We start from the raw sequence: 20473 nt of genomic DNA on the forward strand, positions 1-20473 counted from the left end.
CGATGCCGATGCGAAGTTTCGAGACTCTCATATCCCTCTTTTGAGACGGACGACCGGCCGGCGGCCGGGAACCGGGCGCGGGTCCCCCGCCTCTTGTCCGTGTCGCAGGGCACGTCGTCGCGGGTGTCGCACCAAATCGAGCCCATTAAGCTCGACGGTGACGTAGCGGATGCTGTCGAGGAAGGCGTAGATCATGCGAGCACTGAGGTTCGTCGGCTTGGCGACGTTGACGGCGGTCGCTCCAATCGTGGTCCTCCTCGGAAGTGGCCCCGCGCACGCCGATACCGATCTCGGTAAGGCATGCGGGCCCGAAGGCGCGAAAGTATGGGGAAATCCCGGCCCGATCTATTGCGAGCGCCAGGCGGACGGGCAACTGCATTGGGTGTCCATTCCCGTCGACGCGATGTGCGTGGCGTTCTGCGTGAATCACCCGTAGCGGTTCACGGTGTCTCATTCGTCGGATCCGCGCTCCGTTTCCGGCGATTGATCATCGAGGCGACAAAGCCCACCGCTATCGCGAGCCCCCCGTAGCTCAGCGCCGAGGGCCACCAGGGTTCGGAGGGCTGGGTGGGCTCCTTGAGAGCGGCCAGCGCCACCAGGAAGCTGCCGTTGTCGGTCGGCCCGGCACTTGGCAGCGACTGGGTCCTGGCGACGGTGATCTGGGTGAGGCTGGTGGGATCGTTCACCTGACCCCAGGCCAGCGTGGAGTCGTCGAGCAGGAAGGTGTCCTGGCTGCCCGCCGGCTGGCTGTCGTCGTGTCGTACCACCTCCACTTGGCCGACGACCACGGTCTGGTTGGCGGCGGCGACATACGCGGAGACGTCGTGGTAGACCTCCGGGGGCGCTGGCGGAGTGTAGTTCGGCGGCGGGCCGTCCGAGCCCGCCGGCGGTATCGAGGCCCCGCCATGGAAGCTGCCCGACGCCACATGGCTGTAGCCGACCGCGGTGAAGGGGAACAGGCCAACGGTGGCGACATCGAGCACGATCCGGCCACCGGCCGGCACGAACGCCTCCCGATAGGCGCCGTCGTAGAAGTAGCGGAAGGTCATCGCCTCGCCCAGCGGGTTGTACAGGGCCGGGCGGTGGTTGTCGTCGTAGTCGATGTAGTCCCAGTGCCGGGGGCGCACCAGCTCCTGGTTGTCGGCCTTGACCAGGTCGACGTTGCCACTATGGGCGTCGACCACGTTCTGCACCTGGTGAGCGAAGTCGTACACCTGGCTCGGCGGCTCCAGGGGGCGGGCGGGGTTGATCCGGGTCGCCGGCGCGGCCCTGGCATCCGCGACCGCCTCCGGTCGGGCATCCAGACCCTTCGGCGGTGTCACCACCGAAGCGTTTCGCGGCACCCCGCCTGCCCCCGGGTTGATCTTCGGGGTCTGCACCGGAACCGTGCTCGGCGTCGGGGGACTTGGCGGGACGACCTGGGGCGTCTGGACCGGCGGCGCGGGCACCAGCGGAACCGGCTCCGGCGGGGCCTCCGGAGTCGTCACCGGCACTCTGCTCGGGGGCGGCTGGGCGCGGCGGGGGGGCGGGGCGCTGTAGCACACGTTCGAAGTCTGGTATTCCTGCACGTAAAGCAGACAGTTTTGGCAGGACACCGGGTTTTCCCCTGCGCCGGCACATGGAGCCGCTCGTGCCACACCGGGTGTGGTGGCCACCAACGAGAAGGCGGCGAACGCCATCCCGGCTGCCGCCGTCGCGATAACCTTGCCCATTCCGTCCTGACCGATCAGCGTCGGCAGCCGGTAACGCTCGAACGCGGCCCCGCCCACTGGCAGACCTTCCCAACACCCCCACCTGGTTGGCAATGCTAGCGACCCGCCACCTTGTCGGACGAGTTTTGGCGGGCAAGCGGGGCACTTGCAAGCGGCTACTGCGAAGGAACCGGCCATAAGATCGTCGACATGTCGGCGACCGAACGCATCGAGCTCACCCTGCTGGCGACCGGGCTGATCTTCATCGTGGCCGGGGCGGCGCAGGCGCGCTACCGCTTCATCAAGGACCGCCGCGCGGGCCGACGCTTCTACTGGGCCACCTCGATCATCGGCATCGCCAGTTTCGCCGCGGGGGTGGGCAAGATCTGGCCCAACGCCGTCGCCGTGGCGGCGATCTTTACTGCGGTCGTCGTCTTTTCGGCCTACCTGACGACGCCCTACCTGAAGATCGGCGGGCGAATCTATGCGTCGTCGCCGGAAAACCGTCAGCCCGATCCTTAAGGAAGCCATGCCGAATCCCGACTTCGAGACCCTGCTGTACACGACGGCCGGCCCGGTCGCCACCATCACGCTGAACCGCCCGGAGCACCTCAACACCATCGTGCCGCCCATGCCCGACGAGATCGAGGCGGCCATCGGGCTGGCCGAACGTGACCACGACATCAAGGTGATCGTGCTGCGCGGTGCCGGCCGCGCGTTCTGCGCCGGCTACGACTTCGGCGTTGGCTTCCAGCAGTGGGACGCCTACATGAACACCGACGGGCAGTGGGATCCGGGCAAGGATTTCGCCATGGTGACCGCACCGACGGGACCGCATCAGAAGTTCATGGCCATCTGGCGGGCCACCAAACCGGTGATCGCCCAGCTGCACGGCTGGTGCGTCGGCGGGGGCAGCGACTACGCGCTGTGCGCCGACCTCGTGATCGCCAGCGAAGACGCCGTGATCGGCACCCCGTACAGCCGGATGTGGGGCGCCTACCTGACCGGCATGTGGATGTACCGGCTGAGCCTGGCCAAGGCGAAGTGGCACGCGCTGACCGGCCGGCCGCTGACAGGCGTCCAGGCCGCCGAGATCGAGCTGATCAACGAGGCGGTGCCGTTCGAGCGACTAGAGGCGCGGGTCGCAGAGATCGCCGCGGAGCTGGCGCAGATCCCGCTGTCGCAATTGCGGGCGCAGAAGCTGATCGTCAACCAGGCCTACGAGAACATGGGCCTGGCGTCCACCCAGTTACTGGGCGGCATTGTCGACGGCCTCATGCGCAACACCCCCGAGGCGCTCGACTTCATCCGCACCGCCCAGACGCAGGGTGCGCGGGCCGCGGTCGAGCGCCGCGACAGCCCGTTCGGCGACTACAGCCAGGCGCCGCCGGAGCTGAGGCCGGATCCCAGCCACGTCATCGTGCCTGATCGCGATAGATAGTGAGCTGAGCTACGAATATGATCGAGGCCGCTGTGTCCGGGGCCCGGAAGTGTTACGGTTACAACTATGTCTCGGCTGAGTTCCGGCCTGCGTGCAGGCGTTGTTCTTGTTGCCCTTTTCGTCGCTCTAAGCATCGCCGCTGCGACCTTCCCCAGGACCGCCGCGGCCGATTCCACGGAAGACTTTCCCGTTCCCCGCAGGCAGATCGCGACCACCTGCGACGCCGAGCAGTACCTGGCGGCCGTCAGGGATACCAGCCCGGTGTACTACCAGCGGTACATGATCGACTTCAACAACCACCCCAACCTTCAGCAGGCGGTGATAGACAAGGCGCACTGGTTCTATTCGCTGTCGCCGGCGGACCGCAGGAATTATTCCGAGAACTTCTACAATGGCGACCCGCTGACATTCGCCTGGGTCAATCACATGAAGATCTTCTTCAACAACAAAGGCGTCGTCGCCAAGGCCACCGACGTGTGCAATCAGTACCCGCCCGGCGACATGTCGGTGTGGAACTGGTCCTAGATCCACCCTGGCCTTTATTCGCCCGCGAGTTTAGACTCTGCCACGTCGGGAATCGCTTTTTTCCCTTAGTCACGCGGAGACACCAGTCCGCGCGACCAGAGTCGACCAGGACGTACATCATGCTCATGCCGGGATGCTGCGCCCCAGCGAGGACGCGATGAGCGTCGTCGACCCCCAGTCCGACGCGCTCGCGGCGCTCGACTGGCTCGAGATCACGTGCCAATCCGAGGCCGGCTGCGCCAACCGGGCGACGCACATCGTCTACCGGCACGCCGTGGACCAATGCAACCGGCCGAACCTCGACCCGTCCGGGAACATCGTCGAGATCCTGTGCATCGGTTGCGTGCGCCGGCTCAAGGCCCAGGTCCTGCAGCAGGTGGATCGAATCAACCGCTGCCCGGGCGGCTACTGCCTGACGTGCGGGGCGCCGGTGCACAAGCTGAGCGACGTCATGCGCAAGATGGTGCAGCTTCGCACGTACGCCTGACGTCCGGTCAGTAGTGCGGGGCGCTCGTCCGCAACCGGTCCGTGTCCGCCGATTGACCGTTGCTGCTCGGCGACTCATCCCTGGGGAGCAGCAGGGCACGAACCAGCGGACGGGGTCCGTAGGCCCGCAGCAGCCGGCTCGCCGGCCGCGTCCGCACCTGCGTCGGCCACCAGAACCACCGGCCCATCAGCGCGGCGACGGACGGCATCATGAACGAGCGCACGATCAACGTGTCGAACAACAGGCCCAGCGCGATGGTGGTGCCGACCTGACCCATGACCTTCAGGTCGCTGGCGACGAAGGACGCCATGGTGGCGGCGAACACCAGCCCCGCCGACGTCACCACGGCACCCGTGCCGGCCATCGAGCGGATGATCCCGGTCTTGATTCCGGCATGGATTTCCTCTTTGAACCGGGAAACCAGCAGCAGGTTGTAGTCGGATCCGACGGCCAGCAGCAGGATGACGGACATGGCCAGCACCATCCAGTGCAACTCGAAGCCCATGATGTCCTGCCACGCCAGCACGGACAGCCCGAAGGAGGCGCCCAACGAAATCAGCACCGTGCCAACGATCGTGACCGCGGCGACCAGGCTCCGGGTGATGATCAGCATGATGATCAAGATGAGGCAGGCCGCCGAAATGCCGGCGATCATGAGGTCGTACTTGGACCCGTCGCGCATGTCCTTGTAGGCCGCGGCGGTGCCGCCGAGCCAGATCTTGGCGCCCTCCAGCGGCGTTCCCTTGATGGCTTCCTTCGCCGCGTTCTTGATCGGGTCGACGTGCGAAATGCCTTCCGGCGTAGCGGGATCCCCTTCGTAGGAGATGATGAAGCGCGCGGCGTGGCCGTCCGGCGACAGGAACATCTTCAGGCCCCGCTTGAAATCGGGGTTGTCGAAGACCTCCGGCGGAATGTAGAACGAGTCGTCGTTCTTGGCGGCGTCGAACGCCTGACCCATCGCCGTCGAGTTCTGGCTCATCACGTCCATCTGGTCATACAGCGACGACATCGAGCTGTGCATGGTCAGCATCATCTGCTTCATGGTCTGCATAGTCGCGATCATCGGCGGCATCTGCGCCAGCAGCTGCGGCAGCAACGCATCCAGCTGGGATATGTCGTTCGTCAGGTACTGGAACGGCCCGCGTGGGCAGTTTTCCGCGTTACGCACGTGATATGCGTTACACTCCAGGCGCGAGGGGAAGGAGTCAACGGTCCCGTCCAGGCGATGATCGGCCGTGATTTACTTAGGTAAGCCTTGGCTGCGCTGATGCCCCGGGATCGGTGTGCCGGGCGGACGGGCGCGGCGCGGCGATCCGCCCAGAGAAGTGCCCAACCGCTGAAAGGGATTCCAGATTCTCAAGGTGCTGTCCCGAACGTGGATCCCACTGGTCATCCTGGCGGTCGTGGTGATCGGTGGATTCATCGTGTATCGGGTCCACGGCTACTTCGGCTCGGAAAAGCGTGAATCGTATGCCGACAGCAACCTGCAAAACCCCAAGCCGTTCAACCCGAAACGAATCGCCTACGAGGTCTTCGGCCCGGTCGGGACGACCGCGGACATCAGCTACTTCGACGTCAATGGCGACCCCCAGCGCGTCGACGGCGCGCCCTTGCCGTGGTCCCTGCGCATCACCACCGACAAGGCGGCCGTGATGGGAAACCTCACGGCGCGCTCCAGCGGCGACAGCGTCGGCTGCCGCATCACGGTGGACGACGTGGTCAAGGCCGAGAGAATTTCGAACGAGGTCCGCGCCTACACCTTCTGCGTGGTGAAGTCCGCATGACCACACGATCCGCCGACCCTGCCGGCACCCACGCCGAAAGGCCTTGGCTCGCAAGGACGATCCACCGCCTTTCGGTGCCGATCATCCTGTTCTGGGTCGGGATGGCCGTCGTCTTCAGCGTGCTCGTCCCGTCGCTGGAAGTGGTCGGGCAAGAGCGGTCGGTTTCGCTGAGCCCCACGGACGCGCCGTCGTTCCAGGCGATGAAGCACATCGGCCACGCCTTCAACGAAGGCGAGACCGACAGCTCGGCGATGATCGTGCTGGAGGGCAGCCAGCCCCTCGGCGACGACGCCCACAAGTACTACGACGCGATGATTCGCAAGTTGCGCGCCGACAAGGCGCACGTGCTGAGCGTGCAGGATTTCTGGGGTGACCCCCTCACGGCGGCGGGCGCGCAAAGCAACGACGGCAGAGCCGCAACCGTCCAAGTGAACCTCGCCGGTAATCAGGGCGAGCCGCTGGCCAACGAATCCGTCGACGCCGTGCGCAAAATCGTGAACAGCGTGCCCCCGCCGCCGGGCGTCAAGGCCTACGTCACCGGGGTGGCGGCGCTCACCGCGGACCTGCACCACAGCGGCGACAAATCCACGGCCCGGATCACGTTGACGACGGTGGCGGTGATCCTGATCATGTTGCTGTTCGTCTACCGGTCGATCATCACCGTGATCCTCCTGCTGGTCACGGTCGGCTTCGAATTGACCGCGGCGCGGGGAGCCGTGGCACTCATCGGCCACTCCGGACTGATAGGGCTTTCCACCTTCGCCGTGTCCCTGCTGACTTCGCTGGCGATCGCGGCGGGCACGGACTACGGGATCTTCATCATCGGTCGCTACCAGGAGGCCCGGCAGGCCGGCGAGGACAGGGAATCGGCCTTCTACACGATGTACCGCGGGACGGCGCACGTCATCCTGGGCTCCGGTTTGACGATCGCCGGGGCGACGTTCTGCCTCAGCTTCGCGCGCATGCCGTATTTCCAGACGCTCGGAATCCCCTGCGCGGTGGGCATGCTCGTCGCCGTGACGGTCGCGCTGACGCTGGGCCCGGCGGTGCTCACGGTCGGCAGCCGGTTCGGCCTGTTCGACCCCAAGCGCAAGATCGGGGTCCGCGGCTGGCGGCGGGTCGGCACCGCGGTGGTGCGCTGGCCGCTGCCCATCCTGGCGGTCACGTGCGCCGTCGCCCTGGTCGGCCTGCTCACCCTGCCGGGGTACAAGGCCAACTACAACGACCGGGAGTACCTGCCCGGCTCCATTCCCGCCAATGAGGGCCTGATGGCGGCGGATCGCCACTTCTCCCAGGCGAGGATGAAGCCGGAGATCCTGATGATCGAGTCGAACCACGACATGCGCAATCCGGCCGACTTCTTGATCCTGGACAGGTTGGCCAAGGGCATCTTCCGGGTCCCCGGCATCTCCCGCGTCCAGGCGATCACCCGGCCCGACGGAACGACCATGGACCACACGTCGATCCCGTTCCAGATGAGCATGCAGAACGCCGGCCAGATGCAGAGCATGAAATACCAGCGCGACCAGATGGACAACATGCTCAAGCAGGCCGACGAGATGACCAAGACCATCGCCAACATGCGACGGATGTACGAGCTGATGACGCTCCTCGTCGCCACCACCCACCGGATGGTCGGCGACACCGAACAGATGCAGCAGATCACCAATGAGCTGCGCGACCGCATCGCGGACTTCGACGATTTCTGGCGGCCGATCCGCAGCTATTTCTATTGGGAGAGACACTGTTTCGACATTCCGATCTGCTGGTCGATCCGCCAGATATTCGATGCGCTGGACGGCGTCGATCAGATCACCGACAAGCTCAACACGTTGGTCGGTGACATCAAGGACCTGGATCTGCTGATGCCGCAGATGGTCGCCCAGTTCCCGCCGATGATCGCGACCATGGAGAACATGCGGACCATGATGCTGGACATGCACAGCACCATGGCCGGGATCTTCGCTCAGATGGACGAGATGAGCGACAACGCGACGGCGATGGGCCACGCCTTCGACGCCTCCAAGAACGACGACTCGTTCTACCTGCCGCCAGAGGTCTTCAAAAACAAGGACTTCAAGCGCGCGATGAACAGCTTCCTGTCCCCGGACGGGCACGCGGCACGCTTCATCATCCTGCATCGCGGCGATCCCGCATCGGCCGAGGGCATCGCGAGCATCGACAAGATCCGCACCGCGGCCGAAGAGTCGCTCAAGGGAACACCTTTGGAGGACGCGAAGATCTATCTGGCCGGAACGGGTGCCGTCTTCAGGGACATCTCCGATGGCGCCAGATGGGACCTGGTGATCGCCGGCATTTCCTCGCTGTGCCTCATTTTCATCATCATGCTGATCCTCACCCGCGCCCTGGTCGCCGCCGCGGTCATCGTGGGCACGGTGGCCATTTCCCTGGGGGCGTCCTTCGGACTATCGGTGCTTTTCTGGCAGCACATCCTCGGCATCGAACTGCACTGGCTGGTGCTCGCGATGTCGGTCATCGTGTTGCTGGCCGTGGGGTCCGACTACAACCTGCTGCTGGTCTCGCGGTTCAAGCAGGAGATCCACGCCGGCCTGAACACGGGCATCATCCGGTCGATGGGCGGCACCGGCAAGGTGGTGACCAACGCGGGCCTGGTGTTCGCGTTCACGATGGCCTCCATGGCCGTGAGCGATGTCCGGATCATCGGGCAGGTGGGGACGACGATCGGGCTGGGCCTGCTGTTCGACACGCTGATCGTGCGCGCGTTCATGACCCCGTCCATCGCCGCCCTGCTGGGGCGCTGGTTCTGGTGGCCGATCCGGGTGCGCTCCCGGCCGCCCCGGTTCTCGCCGCAGCCGGCCACACCCCGTTCCTTCGCCTACACCGACTAACCGCCGGCCGGCTCCGAATAGCTGCTATGGCAACGATCGCGCTCATCGGCTTCCTCGGGGGCCTGGTCACCGGGGTCTCGCCGTGCATCCTGCCGGTCCTTCCGGTGGTGTTCTTCTCCGGCTTGAACAGCACCCGCGCGGCCCGGCCGTATCTGGTGATCGCCGGCCTGGTCTGCAGCTTCAGCGTGGTCACCCTGGCCGGTTCGGCCCTGCTGTCGGCGCTGCACCTGCCGCAGGACGCGATCCGTTGGGCCGCCCTGGTGACGTTGGCCCTCATCGGCCTCGGACTGATCTTCCCGCCCCTGCAGCACCTGATCGAGCGGCCGTTCGCCCGCATCCCGCAACGTGAAATCGGCTCGAACAAGACGGGTTTCGGGCTCGGCCTGACGCTGGGCGCGCTGTACGTGCCGTGTGCGGGACCGGTGCTGGCCGCCATCGTGGTGGCCGGCGGGACCGCGCGCATCGGCCCACCCATCCTGTTGCTGACCGCGGCGTTCGCGCTCGGTGCCGCCCTGCCGCTGCTGGTTTTCGCCCTGGCCGGGCGGCGCATCTCCGAGCGCGTCGCGGCATTCCGCCGTCGGCAGCGCGGGATTCAGGTCGCCGGCGGCATCGCGATGATCCTGCTGGCGGTGGCGCTGGTTTTCAACGTGCCCGCCGTCCTGCAGCGCGCGGTCCCCGACTACACGGCGGCGATGCAAAGGGGCATAGGCGCCGCCGACATCCAGGCCGTCCGGCGCAAGCTCGATGCCAACGCCACGTCCCAGGGCCAACTGGCCGACTGTATCGACGGCGCAGACCGGCTGCAGCAGTGCGGGCCGGCGCCCGCCGTCACCGGAATCACCCAGTGGCTCAACACCCCTGGCGGCGCCCCGATCGACCTGGCGTCCCTGCGCGGCAAGGTGGTACTGATCGACTTCTGGGCGTACTCCTGCATCAACTGCCAGCGCGCGATCCCGCATGTGGTCGATTGGTACGGCCGCTATCGCGACGACGGTTTCGTCGCCATCGGCGTGCACACCCCCGAGTACGCCTTCGAGCGGGTTCCCGGCAACGTGGCAAGTGGCGCCGCCGCGCTACACATCGGCTACCCCGTCGCGCTGGACAACGACTACGCGACGTGGAACAGCTACCAGAACCTGTATTGGCCCGCCGAGTACCTCATCGATGCGCAGGGGGCGGTGCGCCACACCAAGTTCGGCGAGGGCGACTACGACGGCACCGAAAGGCTGATTCGCCGACTGCTGGCCGACGCCAACCCGAACGCCACGCTGCCCGGCGCGAGCGGCAGCGTCGACGCCACCCCGCACACCAGGCTCACCCCCGAGACCTACCTGGGCGCGGGCAAGGCCGTCAACTACGGAGGCGACGGCGAATACCGGGCCGGCACCGCCACATTCGCCTATCCGGCGACGCTGCCCGACGACCGGTTCGCCCTACGCGGCCGGTGGACCGTGGACGACCAGGGCGCCACCGCCGACGGTGACGACGCCGCCATCCGGCTGAACTACACCGGCAAGGACGTCTACGTCGTCGTCGGCGGCACCGGCACCATCACGGTGACCCGGGGCGGCCAGACGACCGCCACGGCCATCGGCGGCCCTCCCACCCTGCATCGGGTCGCGGGCAGCAACGCCGGGGAGACCGCGCACCGCGATCAGCTCGACATGCAGGTCGGCAAGGGCCTGCAGGTGTTTTCGTTCACATTCGGCTGAGCAGTCCATGACGTCGTCGGCCCCGAATGACTCATTGTGGACGCGCATTGCGGTGATCGACGCCGCCCTGTGGGGTTGCTCACCCTCAGGGGCGCGCGGCTGGCTCGAGAAGTTGACGGCCGGCCGGCCCGGCTTCGACGGATACCCCGAATCGACAGCGTTTTTCTTGTCCCGGCCGCCCCGATCGGCGTCTTGATGACGGGCGCTAGGCTACCGGTCGATGAGCGGATCGCCACCGCCGGGCAACGAGCTGGGCACCCTGCTGCGCGAGGTCGCGCGCGGGGACGACGCCGCCTTCGCCGCGATCTACGACCTCACCAAAGCCCGGGTGTACGGACTGGTGGCCCGGGTGGTGCGTGACCCGGGCTACAGCGAGGAAACCACCCAGGAGGTCTATCTCGAGGTGTGGCGCACGGCGTCGCAGTACGACCCGGCCAGGGGGTCGGCCCTGGCCTGGCTGTTGACCATGGCGCACCGGCGGGCCGTCGACCGGGTGCGCGCCGAGCAGGCAGGCAGCAGGCGGGAATCCCGCTACGGCGCGGCCAGCGCCGACCCACCGGCAGATGTCGTAGCCGACTCGGCGATCGCCGGCGACGAGCGTCGCCGGGTGACCCAATGCCTGGAGGGGCTGAGCGATGCGCAGCGGCAGTGCATCGAGCTGGCGTACTACCAGGGGCTGACGTACAGCGAGGTGTCCCAGCGGCTGGCCGCCAATCTGTCGACGATCAAGTCGCGCATCCGCGACGCGCTGCGCGGCCTGCGTAACTGTCTGGACGCGCCATGACCGAACCGACCGATTTCGAACTGCTCGAGCTCGCCACGCCGTATGCCCTGCATGCCGTGTCTGACGCCGAACGCGCCGAGATCGACCGGCGGGTCGCCGGCGCGCCGGCGCCGGTGGCGGCGGCCTTCAACGACGAGGTCCGCGCCGTCCGCGAGACGATGGCGGCCGTGTCGGCGGCGACCGTGGCCGAACCGCCGGCGCACCTGCGGGCGGCCACGCTGTCCGCGGTAAATCCGGGCAACGTGCGCCAGATGGGTTGGCGCAGAACGATTGTGGCATCCGCGGCGGCGGCGGTGGTGGTGGGCGCCGCGGCGTTCGGCGTCGGCGTGCTGATGCGTGCGCCCGCGAAATCGACGGTCGCCGAACAGGTTCTGACCGCCCCGGACGTGCGGACGGTCTCGCGTCCGCTGGCCAACGGGACCGCCACGGTGATGTTCTCCCGCGACCGCAACGCGGGGGTGCTGGTGATGAACAACGTGCCGCCCCCGTCGCCGGGCACTGTGTATCAGATGTGGCTGATCGGGGCCAACGGGCCGACCTCGGCGGGGACGATGGGCGCCGCGGCGGTGTCGCCGTCGACGAAGGCGACGCTGACCAACCTGGGCGCCTCGACGGAGCTCGCGTTCACCGTCGAACCCGGCAACGGGTCGCCGCAGCCGACCAGCCCGATGCTGGCCGAGCTGCCCCTGAGTTAAGCCGCGTTCCTGAGGCCACCCACAATGGCGACGAGCACGCCCAGCCCGACCACCGCGGCGCCGGCGACCAGCGTCAGGTCGAGCCAGTGGCGCAGGCCGGCCTCGGCGTGGGCGACCATCACCTCGGCGATCTGGCGGATGTCCCCGGTGGTGCGGTTGAGCGCGTCGTTGACGTAGCGGCGGCCCGCCTCGATGCCCGCCCATCCCGCCGCGCCGACGAGCAGCGCCGAGACCCCGAGGCTGCTCAGGGCCTTGCCGCGGCGGCGCGCGGCGGCCAGCGTCAGCAGCGCGAAAAGACCGCTCAGGGCCGCCGCGCCGATGCTGACCCAGGGGCTCCACGTCGCCAGCCGGCTCAGCTTGCCCTGCCGTAGCGACGAAGGCATCGACACCGTGAGCGGAACCGTCAGATCCGGGGGCACCCGGACGTTGTGGGCGCTCAACACCTGCCGGAACGAGGCGTCCTTGAGCATCGGGGCCACGTCGATGACCCATTGATTCCCGTTCTGTCCCGACCGCGGGTCGGTGAACAGCCAGGCGTGCGCCGCCCGGTTCGCCTGGGCGAACAGCGGCGGGAATTCCCGCCCCGCCGTGAAGGCGCCGGCGACGGCGTGCACCTCGGCGCTGTCCACGGGGTAGCGTCCGCCGCCGTGCGCGATGAGCGCCATCGCCCGGGTGGTGAGTTCGGTGGCCATGGCCGACTGCAGGGCGGGGTCGCCCGCGGCCCGCTGTGCCAGCGCGGCGTACCCGCCCTCGCTGACGACATTGCGCTGGGTCCACGCCGCGGGGATCGCTACGGCCAGCGCGAGTGTGGCGGCCAGCCACAACGCCACGCCCGCAGCGAATCGCACGCCTCAGAACCTACTGAATCCCCCGCACATAAGCGGCCTGGCCGAGGTGCTGGGCGCAGTCGTCGATGATGCTGACCAGCCGCGCGCCGGCCGTCACCGGCGGGTCCCAATTGGTGTCGACGACGCGGCCCAGCTCTTCGGCGGTCACGCTGGCGATGTACTCGAGGGTCAGCTTGTGCACCGCGTGGTAGTAGCCGGACAGCAGCTCGACGGGCGCCTTCACCTTCGCGACCTCGTCGGGGCCGTGCCCGTACCCCGTGTCGTTGCGCGGCAGGTCCAACCCGAACCGGTCCACCCAGCCATCGCGGGTCCACACCTGCTCGACACCGGCCACCTGCGCCAGCTGAATGTCCTGCACCCGCGCGCTGTGCCAGATCAGCCAGGCGATGCTGTTGGCGTTCGGGGTGGGGCGGTAGACCGACATCTCCTCGGTCAGCCCGTCGGCGAGCGCGTCGACGTGTTCGATCAACCGGGTGAACGCGTCGCGAAGCAGTTCCTGAGCGGCGGCGTCAGCGTTGGCCATACCAGCGACACTACGGGCCCCCGAAAGCCCCGTGCCACACCGCTTTGGCGTTATCGCCGTCGGGGTCGCGGACGAAAGCCCCGCGCTCGGAAAAGATCCTGGCATGACCCACCGACGCGGTCGTAGATTAGTTAGATGACCTACGACCTCGTCATCCGCAACGGCACCATCGTCGACGGGCTGGGCGGTGAGCCGTACGTCGGCGACGTCGCGGTGCGGCACGGCGTCATCGCAGAGGTGGGTTTCGTTAACGGGGAGGGCGCCCGGCGCGAGGTCGACGCCACCGGGCTGCTGGTCACGCCCGGCTTCGTCGACCTGCACACCCACTACGATGGCCAGTCCATCTGGTCGGATCGGCTGACCCCGTCGTCGGCGCACGGCGTGACCACGGTGGTGATGGGCAACTGCGGGGTCGGCTTCGCCCCGTGCCGGCAATCCGACCACGACGTGCTGGTCGACGTGATGGCCGGTGTCGAGGACATCCCCGGCGTCGTCATGACCGATGGCCTGCCGTGGACCTGGGAAACCTTCCCCGAGTACATGGACGCGCTGGATGCGGGCAAACGCGACATCGACGTGGCCGCGTACCTTCCGCACTCGCCGCTGCGGGTGTACGTGATGGGCCGGCGCGGCGCCGACCGCGAGCCGGCCACCGCCGAGGACCTGGCCCAGATGCGGGCGCTGGCCAAGGAGGCGATCGAGGTCGGCGCGCTGGGCTTCGCGTCGTCGCGGTTGACGATCCACAAGACCGAAAGCGGTTCGCCGATACCGAGTTACGACGCCGCCCGCGAGGAGATCGAAGAGATCGCCAAAGGCGTCGTCGACGCCGGCGGCGGGCTGCTGCAATTCGTGCCGGACATTCCCGCCGGCGGCTACCAGCCCGTGCTGCAAACGGTGTTCGACGTGGCCGAGGACTTGCACCTGCCGGTCACCTTCACCCTCGTCGTCGCCAACGCCGGCGACCCGACGTGGGAGGACGCCATCACGATGATCGAGAAGGCCAACGCGGCGGGCGGCGACATCACCGCGCAGCTGCTGCCGCGCCCGATCGGGCTGATCATCGGGCTGCAGCTGTCCGCCAACCCGTTCGTGCTGTACCCCAGCTACCGCGAGATCGCCCACCTGCCGCTGGCCGAGCGGGTGGCCGAGATGCGCAAGCCCGAGGTCCGCGCCAGCATCCTGGCCGACAAGCCCGGCGTCGGTCACCCGATCCTGTACGTGGCGCAGATGTGGGACTGGATCTACCCGCTGGGCGACGAGCCGAACTACGAGCCCGACCCGTCGACCAGCATCGGGGCCCGCGCCCGGGCCCGCGGGGTGGATCCGATGGAGGAGGCCTACGACCGGCTGCTCGACGACGAAGGCCGCGCCATGCTGTTGGTCGCCACCAGCAACCTCGCGAACAACTCGCTGGACACCGTCGGGAAGTTGCTGCACCGCGACGACGTGGTGCTCGGCCTCGGCGACGGCGGCGCCCATTACGGCATGATCTGCGACGCCAGCTACACGACGTACTTCCTGGCGCATTGGGCGCGCGATCGCAGCTCCGGAAGGTTCACCGTGGCCGAGGCCGTGCGCGAACTCACCTCCGCGCCGGCCCGGGTCGCCGGGCTGGCCGACCGGGGCCGCATCGCCGTCGGGTACAAGGCCGACCTCAACGTCATCGACCACGCCGCCCTGCGGCTGCACAAGCCGGTGATCCGTCATGACCTCCCCGCCGGGGGTCGACGTCTGGATCAGACCGCCGACGGATACGTGACAACGATCGTTTCCGGCGAGATAATTGCTGAAAATGGCGTTCCGACCGACGCTCGCCCAGGCAAGTTGGTCCGCGGCCGAAAGCCCATGCCTGTACCTGGTCGATAACGCCACGAAGGGCAGGCCTTCCCGGTTAAGTTGGGACAGTGACGAGCCCGCATTTTGCGTGGTTGCCGCCCGAAATCAACTCGGCACTAATTTTCGCCGGGCCGGGTGCGGCGCCGCTGCTTGCTGCGGCCGAAGCGTGGGACGGGTTGGCCGAAGACCTGGCGTCGTCGGCGTCGTCGTTCTTTTCGGTGACGTCCGATTTGGCCAATGGTTCGTGGCAGGGCGCGTCGGCGGCGGCGATGATGGCCGTCGCAACTCAGTACGTGAGCTGGCTCAGCGCCGCCGCCGCCCAGGCCGAGGCGGCATCGAGCCAGGCCGCGGCCATCGCGGCCGCGTTCGAGTCGGCTCTGGCGGCCACGGTCCAGCCCGCGGTGGTGGCCGCGAATCGTGCCCTGGTGCAGGCGTTGGCGTCCACGAACTGGTTCGGACTCAACGCCCCCGCGATCATGGACACCGAGGCGGCGTACGAGGCGATGTGGGCATCCGACGTGGCGGCGATGTTCGGTTACCACGCCGACGCGTCCATGGCGGCCGCCCAATTGGCGCCCTGGCAGCAGGTGCTGCAGAAGTTGGGTTTCAGCTTCAACAACGGCAAATTCGGATTCGGTCCACTCAGCCTTTCGCTGGGAAATTCAAACGTGGGTTTTGGAAACAGCGGCAACTTAAATGTCGGATCCGGAAATTCCGGGAACAACAACTTTGGCCTGGGTAATTTAGGTAATAACAACTTCGGCCTTGGCAACAGCGGCAGCAACGACTTCGGGATAGGGCTGACCGGCAGCAATCAGATCGGTATCGGCGGCTTCAATTCCGGTACCGGAAACATCGGCTTCTTCAACTCCGGCAGCAATAACATCGGCTTCTTCAACTCCGGCACCGGAAACATGGGCATCGGGAACGCAGGCACGTCCAACACCGGCCTGTTGAACTCGGGGTCGGTCAACGCGGGCTTTTTCAACAGCGGCAGCGCGAACACGGGCTTTTTCATGGACAACGGCATGGCCGGCCACAGCGGCCAAGACACCGGCATGCTCAACTCCGGCAGTTACATGACTGGCAGCGTCGGCGCGGCCAACCTCAGCTCGGGCCTCCTCAACTCGGCCGCGGCCACCGGCGGGCTCAACGCGGGCCTGTCGAACGCGGCATTGCTCAACCCGGCCAGCGCCGCCGTCGCCGGCCCTGCGGACACGAGCGCACTTGCCGGCAGCCTCCAATCGGGCGCAGCGAACGCCGTCGCCGGCCCGGCAGGTGGCCCCACCCCCACCCCGCCGGCCCTGCGAACCACCACATCCCCCGCGGCCTTCTTCCCGGCCAGCGGGACCGAGGAGGGTGTGCGCAACCTGACCGGCCGAGAGTCGGGCATACCCAACTCGAGCTTCTTCAACAAGGGCGACCGCCCGCCCGGCACGCCCGACCCGGGCATCGGGGAGCCGGTGTCGCCCGACTAGCCGCCTATCCTGAGAAGCATGCGCACGAAGAAGAGGGTGGACGTCAAGCGGCTGGCCGAGGCCCTCACCGACTATCCGTTCGCGTATCTGATCACCGTCGACGACGACTATCGCGCGCACACCGTGACCGTCGAGCCGCGGTTGCGCGACCTTACGAAAGGCCCGGACGGCCCGGGCGCGATCCTCGATGTCGGCGTCATCGGCGGCCGCACGCGGAACAATCTTGCCCGTCGCCGCGACGTCACGCTGCTGTGGCCGCCGACCGAGCCGGGCGGATACTCGCTGATCGTCGACGGCAGCGCCGAAGTCACCGGCCCCGAAAATCCAGCCGACGAGACCGTCCGGTTGGGCGTCGTGCCCACCCGCGCGCTGCTGCATCGCGAGGCCGACTCCCCCGGCGCGGCCAAAGGTTGCCTGCACGACTGCGTGGTGTTCTCGCTGCCGGCCTAGGATTCCGCCGGCGGTCCGCGCACGAAAAAGCCCGGCCCCAAGGGGACCGGGCTTTCTCGTGATTGCGACTTTTTCCGCCGTTGGACTTAGAAGTCCATGCCGCCCATGCCGCCGGTCGGGTCGCCCGCGGGAGCGGCCGCCTTCTCCGGCTTGTCGGCCACGACGGCCTCGGTGGTCAGGAACAGCCCCGCGATGGACGCCGCGTTCTGCAGCGCCGAACGGGTCACCTTCACCGGGTCGGCAACGCCGGCCTTGAGCAGGTCCTCGTACTCACCGGTGGCGGCGTTCAGGCCGGTGCCGGCCTTCGAGTTGCGGACCTTCTCGGCGACAACGCCGGGCTCCAGCCCGGAGTTGAAGGCGATCTGCTTCAGCGGAGCCTCCAGCGCAACGCGCACGATGTTGGCTCCGGTGGCCTCGTCGCCGGTGAGCTTGAGCTCCTCCAGGGCCGGTGCCGACTGCAGCAGGGCCACGCCGCCACCGGCGACGATGCCCTCCTCGACGGCCGCCTTGGCGTTGCGCACCGCGTCCTCGATGCGGTGCTTGCGCTCCTTGAGCTCGACCTCGGTGGCGGCGCCGGCCTTGATCACCGCAACACCGCCGGCCAGCTTGGCCAGGCGCTCCTGCAGCTTCTCGCGGTCGTAGTCGGAGTCGCTGTTCTCGATCTCCTGGCGGATCTGGGCCACCCGCCCGGCGATGGCGTCGGGGTCACCGGCGCCCTCGACGATGGTGGTCTCGTCCTTGGTGACGACGACCTTGCGGGCCTTACCGAGCAGGGCGACGTCGGCGCTCTCCAGCGACAGGCCGACCTCCTCGCTGATCACCTGGCCGCCGGTGAGGATCGCCATGTCCTGCAGCATCGCCTTGCGGCGGTCGCCGAAGCCGGGGGCCTTGACGGCCACCGACTTGAACGTGCCGCGGATCTTGTTGACGACCAGGGTCGACAGCGCCTCGCCCTCGACGTCCTCGGCGATGATCAGCAGCGGCTTACCGGCCTGAATGACCTTCTCCAGCAGCGGCAGCAGGTCCTTGACCGTCGACACCTTGGAGCTGACCAGCAGGATGTAGGGGTCCTCGAGGACCGCTTCCTGACGCTCGGCGTCGGTGACGAAGTAGCCCGAGATGTAGCCCTTGTCGAACCGCATGCCCTCGGTGAGCTCGAGCTGCAGGCCGAAGGTGTTGGACTCCTCGACGGTGATGACGCCCTCGTTGCCGACCTTGTCCATCGCCTCGGCGATCAGGTCGCCGATCGACTGGTCGCCCGCGGAGATGGCCGCGGTGGCCGCGATCTGCTCCTTGGTCTCGACGTCCTTGGCCGACTTCAGCAGGGTCTCAGTGATCTTCTCGACGGCCTTCTCGATGCCGCGCTTCAGACCCAGCGGGTTGGCACCGGCCGCGACGTTACGCAGGCCCTCCTTGACCAGCGCCTGGGCAAGCACCGTGGCCGTCGTCGTGCCGTCACCGGCGACGTCGTCGGTCTTCTTGGCGACTTCCTTGACCAGCTCGGCGCCGATCTTCTCGTACGGGTCCTCCAGCTCGATCTCCTTGGCGATGGACACACCATCGTTGGTGATCGTGGGGGCGCCCCACTTCTTCTCCAGTACGACGTTGCGGCCCTTGGGGCCGATCGTCACGCGGACCGCGTCGGCGAGGCGGTCGATGCCCCGCTTGAGCGAGCGACGAGCGGTTTCGTCGAAGATGAGCTGCTTGGCCAAGTCTTGTTCCCTCCGGGGTCGACGATCAGGGCACGGGCCCCGACGTCAGTCCTCGACGATCGCGAGGATGTCTTTCTGGCTGACGATGAGCAGGTCCTCGCCATCGACCTTGAACTCGGTCCCGGCGTACTTCGCGTACAGGACCTTGTTGCCGACGGCGACGTCCATCGCCTCGCGCGAGCCGTCGTCGAGCACCTTGCCCGGCCCGGCGGCGATCACGAGGCCCTCCTGGGGCTTCTCCTTCGCGGTGTCCGGCAGGACGATCCCGGACTTCGTCATCTCCTCCCGAGGGGTGGGCTGGACGACGACTCGATCGCCGAGCGGGCGGAGCTTCATGGAAGAGGCGCTTGCCAAGGTGCTTTCCTCCTCTGGCGGCTGCGCGGCCGCCAATGGCCTGGATGACGGCTGCGGTCGGGTCCGCCGGTTCGAGCGGCCGGACCGCGCCCCGGCGTGAGTGCCGCCGCGGGTCGCGGGCCTGGGCCGGTCCTGCCGTCCGGCACCCCGCGGGGCGCCTCCGGACGACGTTCAAGGCCTGCGTCGCCGCCTGCTTTAGCACTCTCCCTCCGAGAGTGCCAACAATCTAGCGGACTCGGGCCAGCGCTGTCAACCGTCGGGTTCCGCCCCCCGCGGCAGGGCCGCCCGCACGATGGCGCGTGTGGCAGCATCCCGTCCATGGCTCTCGACCCCGTGAACGCCGAACCGCGCACCGACCGGCTCCGCCTCGAGGCGGGGCGGGCGGCGGTCGAGGTGGCGCCGCTCGTCGGCGGGCGCGTCGCGGCGCTCGAGGTCGACGGCTGGGACCTGCTCCGCCGGGACGGCTGGACCGACCGCGAGTGGGGCGCGTTCGTGATGGCGCCCTGGGTGGGCCGCCTGCGCCTCGGGCAGGTCCACTGGTCCGGCCGCTCCTGGCGGATGCCGCCCGACGAGGGGCCCCACGCGATCCACGGGACGCTCGTCGGGGCTCCGTTCGAGGTCACCGAGGCGACCGCGACGCGGGCCCGCCTCGAGGCCGGCCTCGGCGGCGACTGGCCGTTCGCCGGCCGCGTGGTCCACATCGTCGACCTCTCGCCGAGGCGGCTCCGCCTGCGCCTCGAGCTCCACGCGGACCGCGAGCCGATGCCCGGGATCCTGGGCTGGCACCCGTGGTTCCGCCGGCAGGCCGAGCGGACGGACGCGCCGTCGGAGCGGAGCGGCGTGGTCGAGGTGGCGGTGCACCCGGCGTACCGGGCCGAGCTCGACGCGCACGGGCTCCCGACCGGCGTCGTCGGCGCCCCGTCGGCGGTGCCGGTCGACGACGTGCTGCTCAACCTCGTGGCGCCGCCGGTGGTCCGCTGGCCGGGCGGCCCGACGCTCTCGCTCCACGCGCCCGAGGCGCAGGCGTGGGTCGTCTACACGGCGCATCCCGACGGCGTCTGCGTGGAGCCCGTGACCGGCCTCCCCGACGGGCTCAACGGCGGCCTGCTCGGCGAGCCGCCGGTCGCCCGGCCCGGCCGGCCCTTGGCCGCGACCTTCGAGATCGCCTGGGGCTGACCCGGGCTCAGCGCGGGAGCGCCCGCGGGAAGGTCGCGTCATAGGCGGCGACGAGCGCGTCGCCGAACGCGTCGAGCCGCTGCTCCCCCACCCCGCGCGCCTCCGCT

At 68.1% G+C, this 20473-nt stretch carries 19 protein-coding genes and 1 pseudogene; 14 read left to right on the forward strand and 6 right to left on the reverse strand.

The window, feature by feature from the left end; genetic code table 11:
- Positions 1–193 precede the first annotated feature (193 nt).
- Positions 194–436 carry a hypothetical protein gene (locus VMD50_RS17335; protein ID WP_325428967.1) on the forward strand — a complete coding sequence of 81 codons (243 nt, stop codon included), beginning with the start codon at positions 194–196 and terminating at the stop codon, positions 434–436.
- A gap of 4 nt (positions 437–440) precedes the next feature.
- Here VMD50_RS17335 and VMD50_RS17340 read toward each other — a convergent pair whose 3' ends face one another.
- Entirely contained in the window at positions 441–1712 is a 1272-nt protein-coding gene (locus tag VMD50_RS17340; protein ID WP_325429007.1) for a hypothetical protein, read from the reverse strand.
- A 189-nt stretch (positions 1713–1901) separates the two neighbouring features.
- Here VMD50_RS17340 and VMD50_RS17345 point away from each other — a divergent pair, with 189 nt between their 5' ends.
- The 4 genes from VMD50_RS17345 (at position 1902) to VMD50_RS17360 (ending at position 4144) form a co-directional block, all read left to right on the forward strand.
- Entirely contained in the window at positions 1902–2213 is a 312-nt protein-coding gene (locus VMD50_RS17345; RefSeq protein WP_325428969.1) for a hypothetical protein, read from the forward strand.
- 7 nt (positions 2214–2220) lie between these two features.
- Positions 2221–3132: a crotonase/enoyl-CoA hydratase family protein gene (locus tag VMD50_RS17350; protein WP_325428971.1), complete on the forward strand. Its 912-nt coding sequence runs from the start codon at positions 2221–2223 to the stop codon at positions 3130–3132.
- Between the two features lie 66 nt (positions 3133–3198).
- Positions 3199–3657, forward strand: a complete 459-nt coding sequence (locus VMD50_RS17355) for a DUF5078 domain-containing protein (protein WP_325428973.1) — start codon at positions 3199–3201, stop codon at positions 3655–3657.
- Positions 3658–3790: 133 nt separating this feature from the next.
- On the forward strand, positions 3791–4144 hold the full coding sequence (locus VMD50_RS17360; RefSeq protein WP_325428975.1) for a hypothetical protein: 354 nt from the start codon (positions 3791–3793) through the stop codon (positions 4142–4144).
- Between the two features lie 7 nt (positions 4145–4151).
- Here VMD50_RS17360 and VMD50_RS17365 read toward each other — a convergent pair.
- Positions 4152–5270 (reverse strand): annotated as a pseudogene (locus tag VMD50_RS17365) (MMPL family transporter); the annotation flags it as partial.
- Positions 5271–5505: 235 nt separating this feature from the next.
- Between VMD50_RS17365 and VMD50_RS17370 the strand changes: the two are divergent.
- The 5 genes from VMD50_RS17370 (at position 5506) to VMD50_RS17390 (ending at position 11989) form a co-directional block, all read left to right on the forward strand.
- Entirely contained in the window at positions 5506–5928 is a 423-nt protein-coding gene (locus tag VMD50_RS17370) for an MmpS family transport accessory protein (protein ID WP_325428977.1), read from the forward strand.
- Positions 5925–8798: an MMPL/RND family transporter gene (locus tag VMD50_RS17375; protein ID WP_325428979.1), complete on the forward strand. Its 2874-nt coding sequence runs from the start codon at positions 5925–5927 to the stop codon at positions 8796–8798. The genes VMD50_RS17370 and VMD50_RS17375 overlap by 4 nt, the downstream gene beginning before the upstream one ends.
- A 26-nt stretch (positions 8799–8824) precedes the next feature.
- Positions 8825–10510, forward strand: a complete 1686-nt coding sequence (locus VMD50_RS17380; RefSeq protein WP_325428981.1) for a cytochrome c biogenesis protein DipZ — start codon at positions 8825–8827, stop codon at positions 10508–10510.
- 220 nt (positions 10511–10730) lie between these two features.
- Positions 10731–11294: a sigma-70 family RNA polymerase sigma factor gene (locus VMD50_RS17385; protein WP_325428983.1), complete on the forward strand. Its 564-nt coding sequence runs from the start codon at positions 10731–10733 to the stop codon at positions 11292–11294.
- A complete protein-coding gene (locus VMD50_RS17390; protein WP_325428985.1) occupies positions 11291–11989 on the forward strand; it encodes an anti-sigma factor in 699 nt (232 codons plus the stop codon). The genes VMD50_RS17385 and VMD50_RS17390 overlap by 4 nt, the downstream gene beginning before the upstream one ends.
- On the opposite strand, the gene VMD50_RS17395 is transcribed toward VMD50_RS17390, so the two are convergent.
- A complete protein-coding gene (locus tag VMD50_RS17395) occupies positions 11986–12837 on the reverse strand; it encodes a hypothetical protein (RefSeq protein ID WP_325428987.1) in 852 nt (283 codons plus the stop codon). The two genes, VMD50_RS17390 and VMD50_RS17395, sit on opposite strands and share 4 nt — an antisense overlap.
- A gap of 10 nt (positions 12838–12847) precedes the next feature.
- Positions 12848–13360, reverse strand: a complete 513-nt coding sequence (locus VMD50_RS17400; RefSeq protein ID WP_325428989.1) for a mycothiol transferase — start codon at positions 13358–13360, stop codon at positions 12848–12850.
- A 135-nt stretch (positions 13361–13495) separates the two neighbouring features.
- On the opposite strand from VMD50_RS17400, the gene VMD50_RS17405 reads away from it, so the two are divergent.
- Genes VMD50_RS17405 through VMD50_RS17415 form a run of 3 tightly spaced genes read left to right on the forward strand, consistent with a single transcriptional unit; the run spans position 13496 to position 17124 of the window.
- Positions 13496–15226: an N-acyl-D-amino-acid deacylase family protein gene (locus VMD50_RS17405; RefSeq protein ID WP_325428991.1), complete on the forward strand. Its 1731-nt coding sequence runs from the start codon at positions 13496–13498 to the stop codon at positions 15224–15226.
- A gap of 38 nt (positions 15227–15264) precedes the next feature.
- Entirely contained in the window at positions 15265–16674 is a 1410-nt protein-coding gene (locus VMD50_RS17410; RefSeq protein WP_325428993.1) for a PPE family protein, read from the forward strand.
- A gap of 18 nt (positions 16675–16692) precedes the next feature.
- On the forward strand, positions 16693–17124 hold the full coding sequence (locus tag VMD50_RS17415) for a pyridoxamine 5'-phosphate oxidase family protein (RefSeq protein WP_325428995.1): 432 nt from the start codon (positions 16693–16695) through the stop codon (positions 17122–17124).
- Positions 17125–17210: 86 nt separating this feature from the next.
- On the opposite strand, the gene groL is transcribed toward VMD50_RS17415, so the two are convergent.
- Together groL and groES are read right to left on the reverse strand one after the other, a co-directional pair.
- Positions 17211–18836, reverse strand: a complete 1626-nt coding sequence (gene groL / locus VMD50_RS17420; RefSeq protein ID WP_325428997.1) for a chaperonin GroEL — start codon at positions 18834–18836, stop codon at positions 17211–17213.
- Between the two features lie 45 nt (positions 18837–18881).
- Positions 18882–19190 (reverse strand): co-chaperone GroES, encoded by a 309-nt coding sequence (gene groES, locus VMD50_RS17425; protein ID WP_325428999.1) that lies wholly within the window; start codon positions 19188–19190, stop codon positions 18882–18884.
- 318 nt (positions 19191–19508) lie between these two features.
- Here groES and VMD50_RS17430 point away from each other — a divergent pair, with 318 nt between their 5' ends.
- Positions 19509–20366: an aldose epimerase family protein gene (locus VMD50_RS17430; RefSeq protein WP_325429001.1), complete on the forward strand. Its 858-nt coding sequence runs from the start codon at positions 19509–19511 to the stop codon at positions 20364–20366.
- Positions 20367–20473 lie beyond the last annotated feature (107 nt).

The organism is Mycobacterium sp., from assembly GCF_035506235.1.
In the GTDB taxonomy this organism is placed as follows: Bacteria; Actinomycetota; Actinomycetes; order Mycobacteriales; family Mycobacteriaceae; genus Mycobacterium.

Coding starts and splice junctions, on each gene's coding strand:
- VMD50_RS17335 (WP_325428967.1), top strand. CDS start 194: ATGCGAGCACTGAGGTTCGTCGGCTTGGCGACGTTGACGGCGGTCGCT.
- VMD50_RS17340 (WP_325429007.1), bottom strand. CDS start 1,712: ATGGGCAAGGTTATCGCGACGGCGGCAGCCGGGATGGCGTTCGCCGCC.
- VMD50_RS17345 (WP_325428969.1), top strand. CDS start 1,902: ATGTCGGCGACCGAACGCATCGAGCTCACCCTGCTGGCGACCGGGCTG.
- VMD50_RS17350 (WP_325428971.1), top strand. CDS start 2,221: ATGCCGAATCCCGACTTCGAGACCCTGCTGTACACGACGGCCGGCCCG.
- VMD50_RS17355 (WP_325428973.1), top strand. CDS start 3,199: ATGTCTCGGCTGAGTTCCGGCCTGCGTGCAGGCGTTGTTCTTGTTGCC.
- VMD50_RS17360 (WP_325428975.1), top strand. CDS start 3,791: ATGCTGCGCCCCAGCGAGGACGCGATGAGCGTCGTCGACCCCCAGTCC.
- VMD50_RS17375 (WP_325428979.1), top strand. CDS start 5,925: ATGACCACACGATCCGCCGACCCTGCCGGCACCCACGCCGAAAGGCCT.
- VMD50_RS17380 (WP_325428981.1), top strand. CDS start 8,825: ATGGCAACGATCGCGCTCATCGGCTTCCTCGGGGGCCTGGTCACCGGG.
- VMD50_RS17385 (WP_325428983.1), top strand. CDS start 10,731: ATGAGCGGATCGCCACCGCCGGGCAACGAGCTGGGCACCCTGCTGCGC.
- VMD50_RS17390 (WP_325428985.1), top strand. CDS start 11,291: ATGACCGAACCGACCGATTTCGAACTGCTCGAGCTCGCCACGCCGTAT.
- VMD50_RS17400 (WP_325428989.1), bottom strand. CDS start 13,360: ATGGCCAACGCTGACGCCGCCGCTCAGGAACTGCTTCGCGACGCGTTC.
- VMD50_RS17405 (WP_325428991.1), top strand. CDS start 13,496: ATGACCTACGACCTCGTCATCCGCAACGGCACCATCGTCGACGGGCTG.
- VMD50_RS17415 (WP_325428995.1), top strand. CDS start 16,693: ATGCGCACGAAGAAGAGGGTGGACGTCAAGCGGCTGGCCGAGGCCCTC.
- VMD50_RS17430 (WP_325429001.1), top strand. CDS start 19,509: ATGGCTCTCGACCCCGTGAACGCCGAACCGCGCACCGACCGGCTCCGC.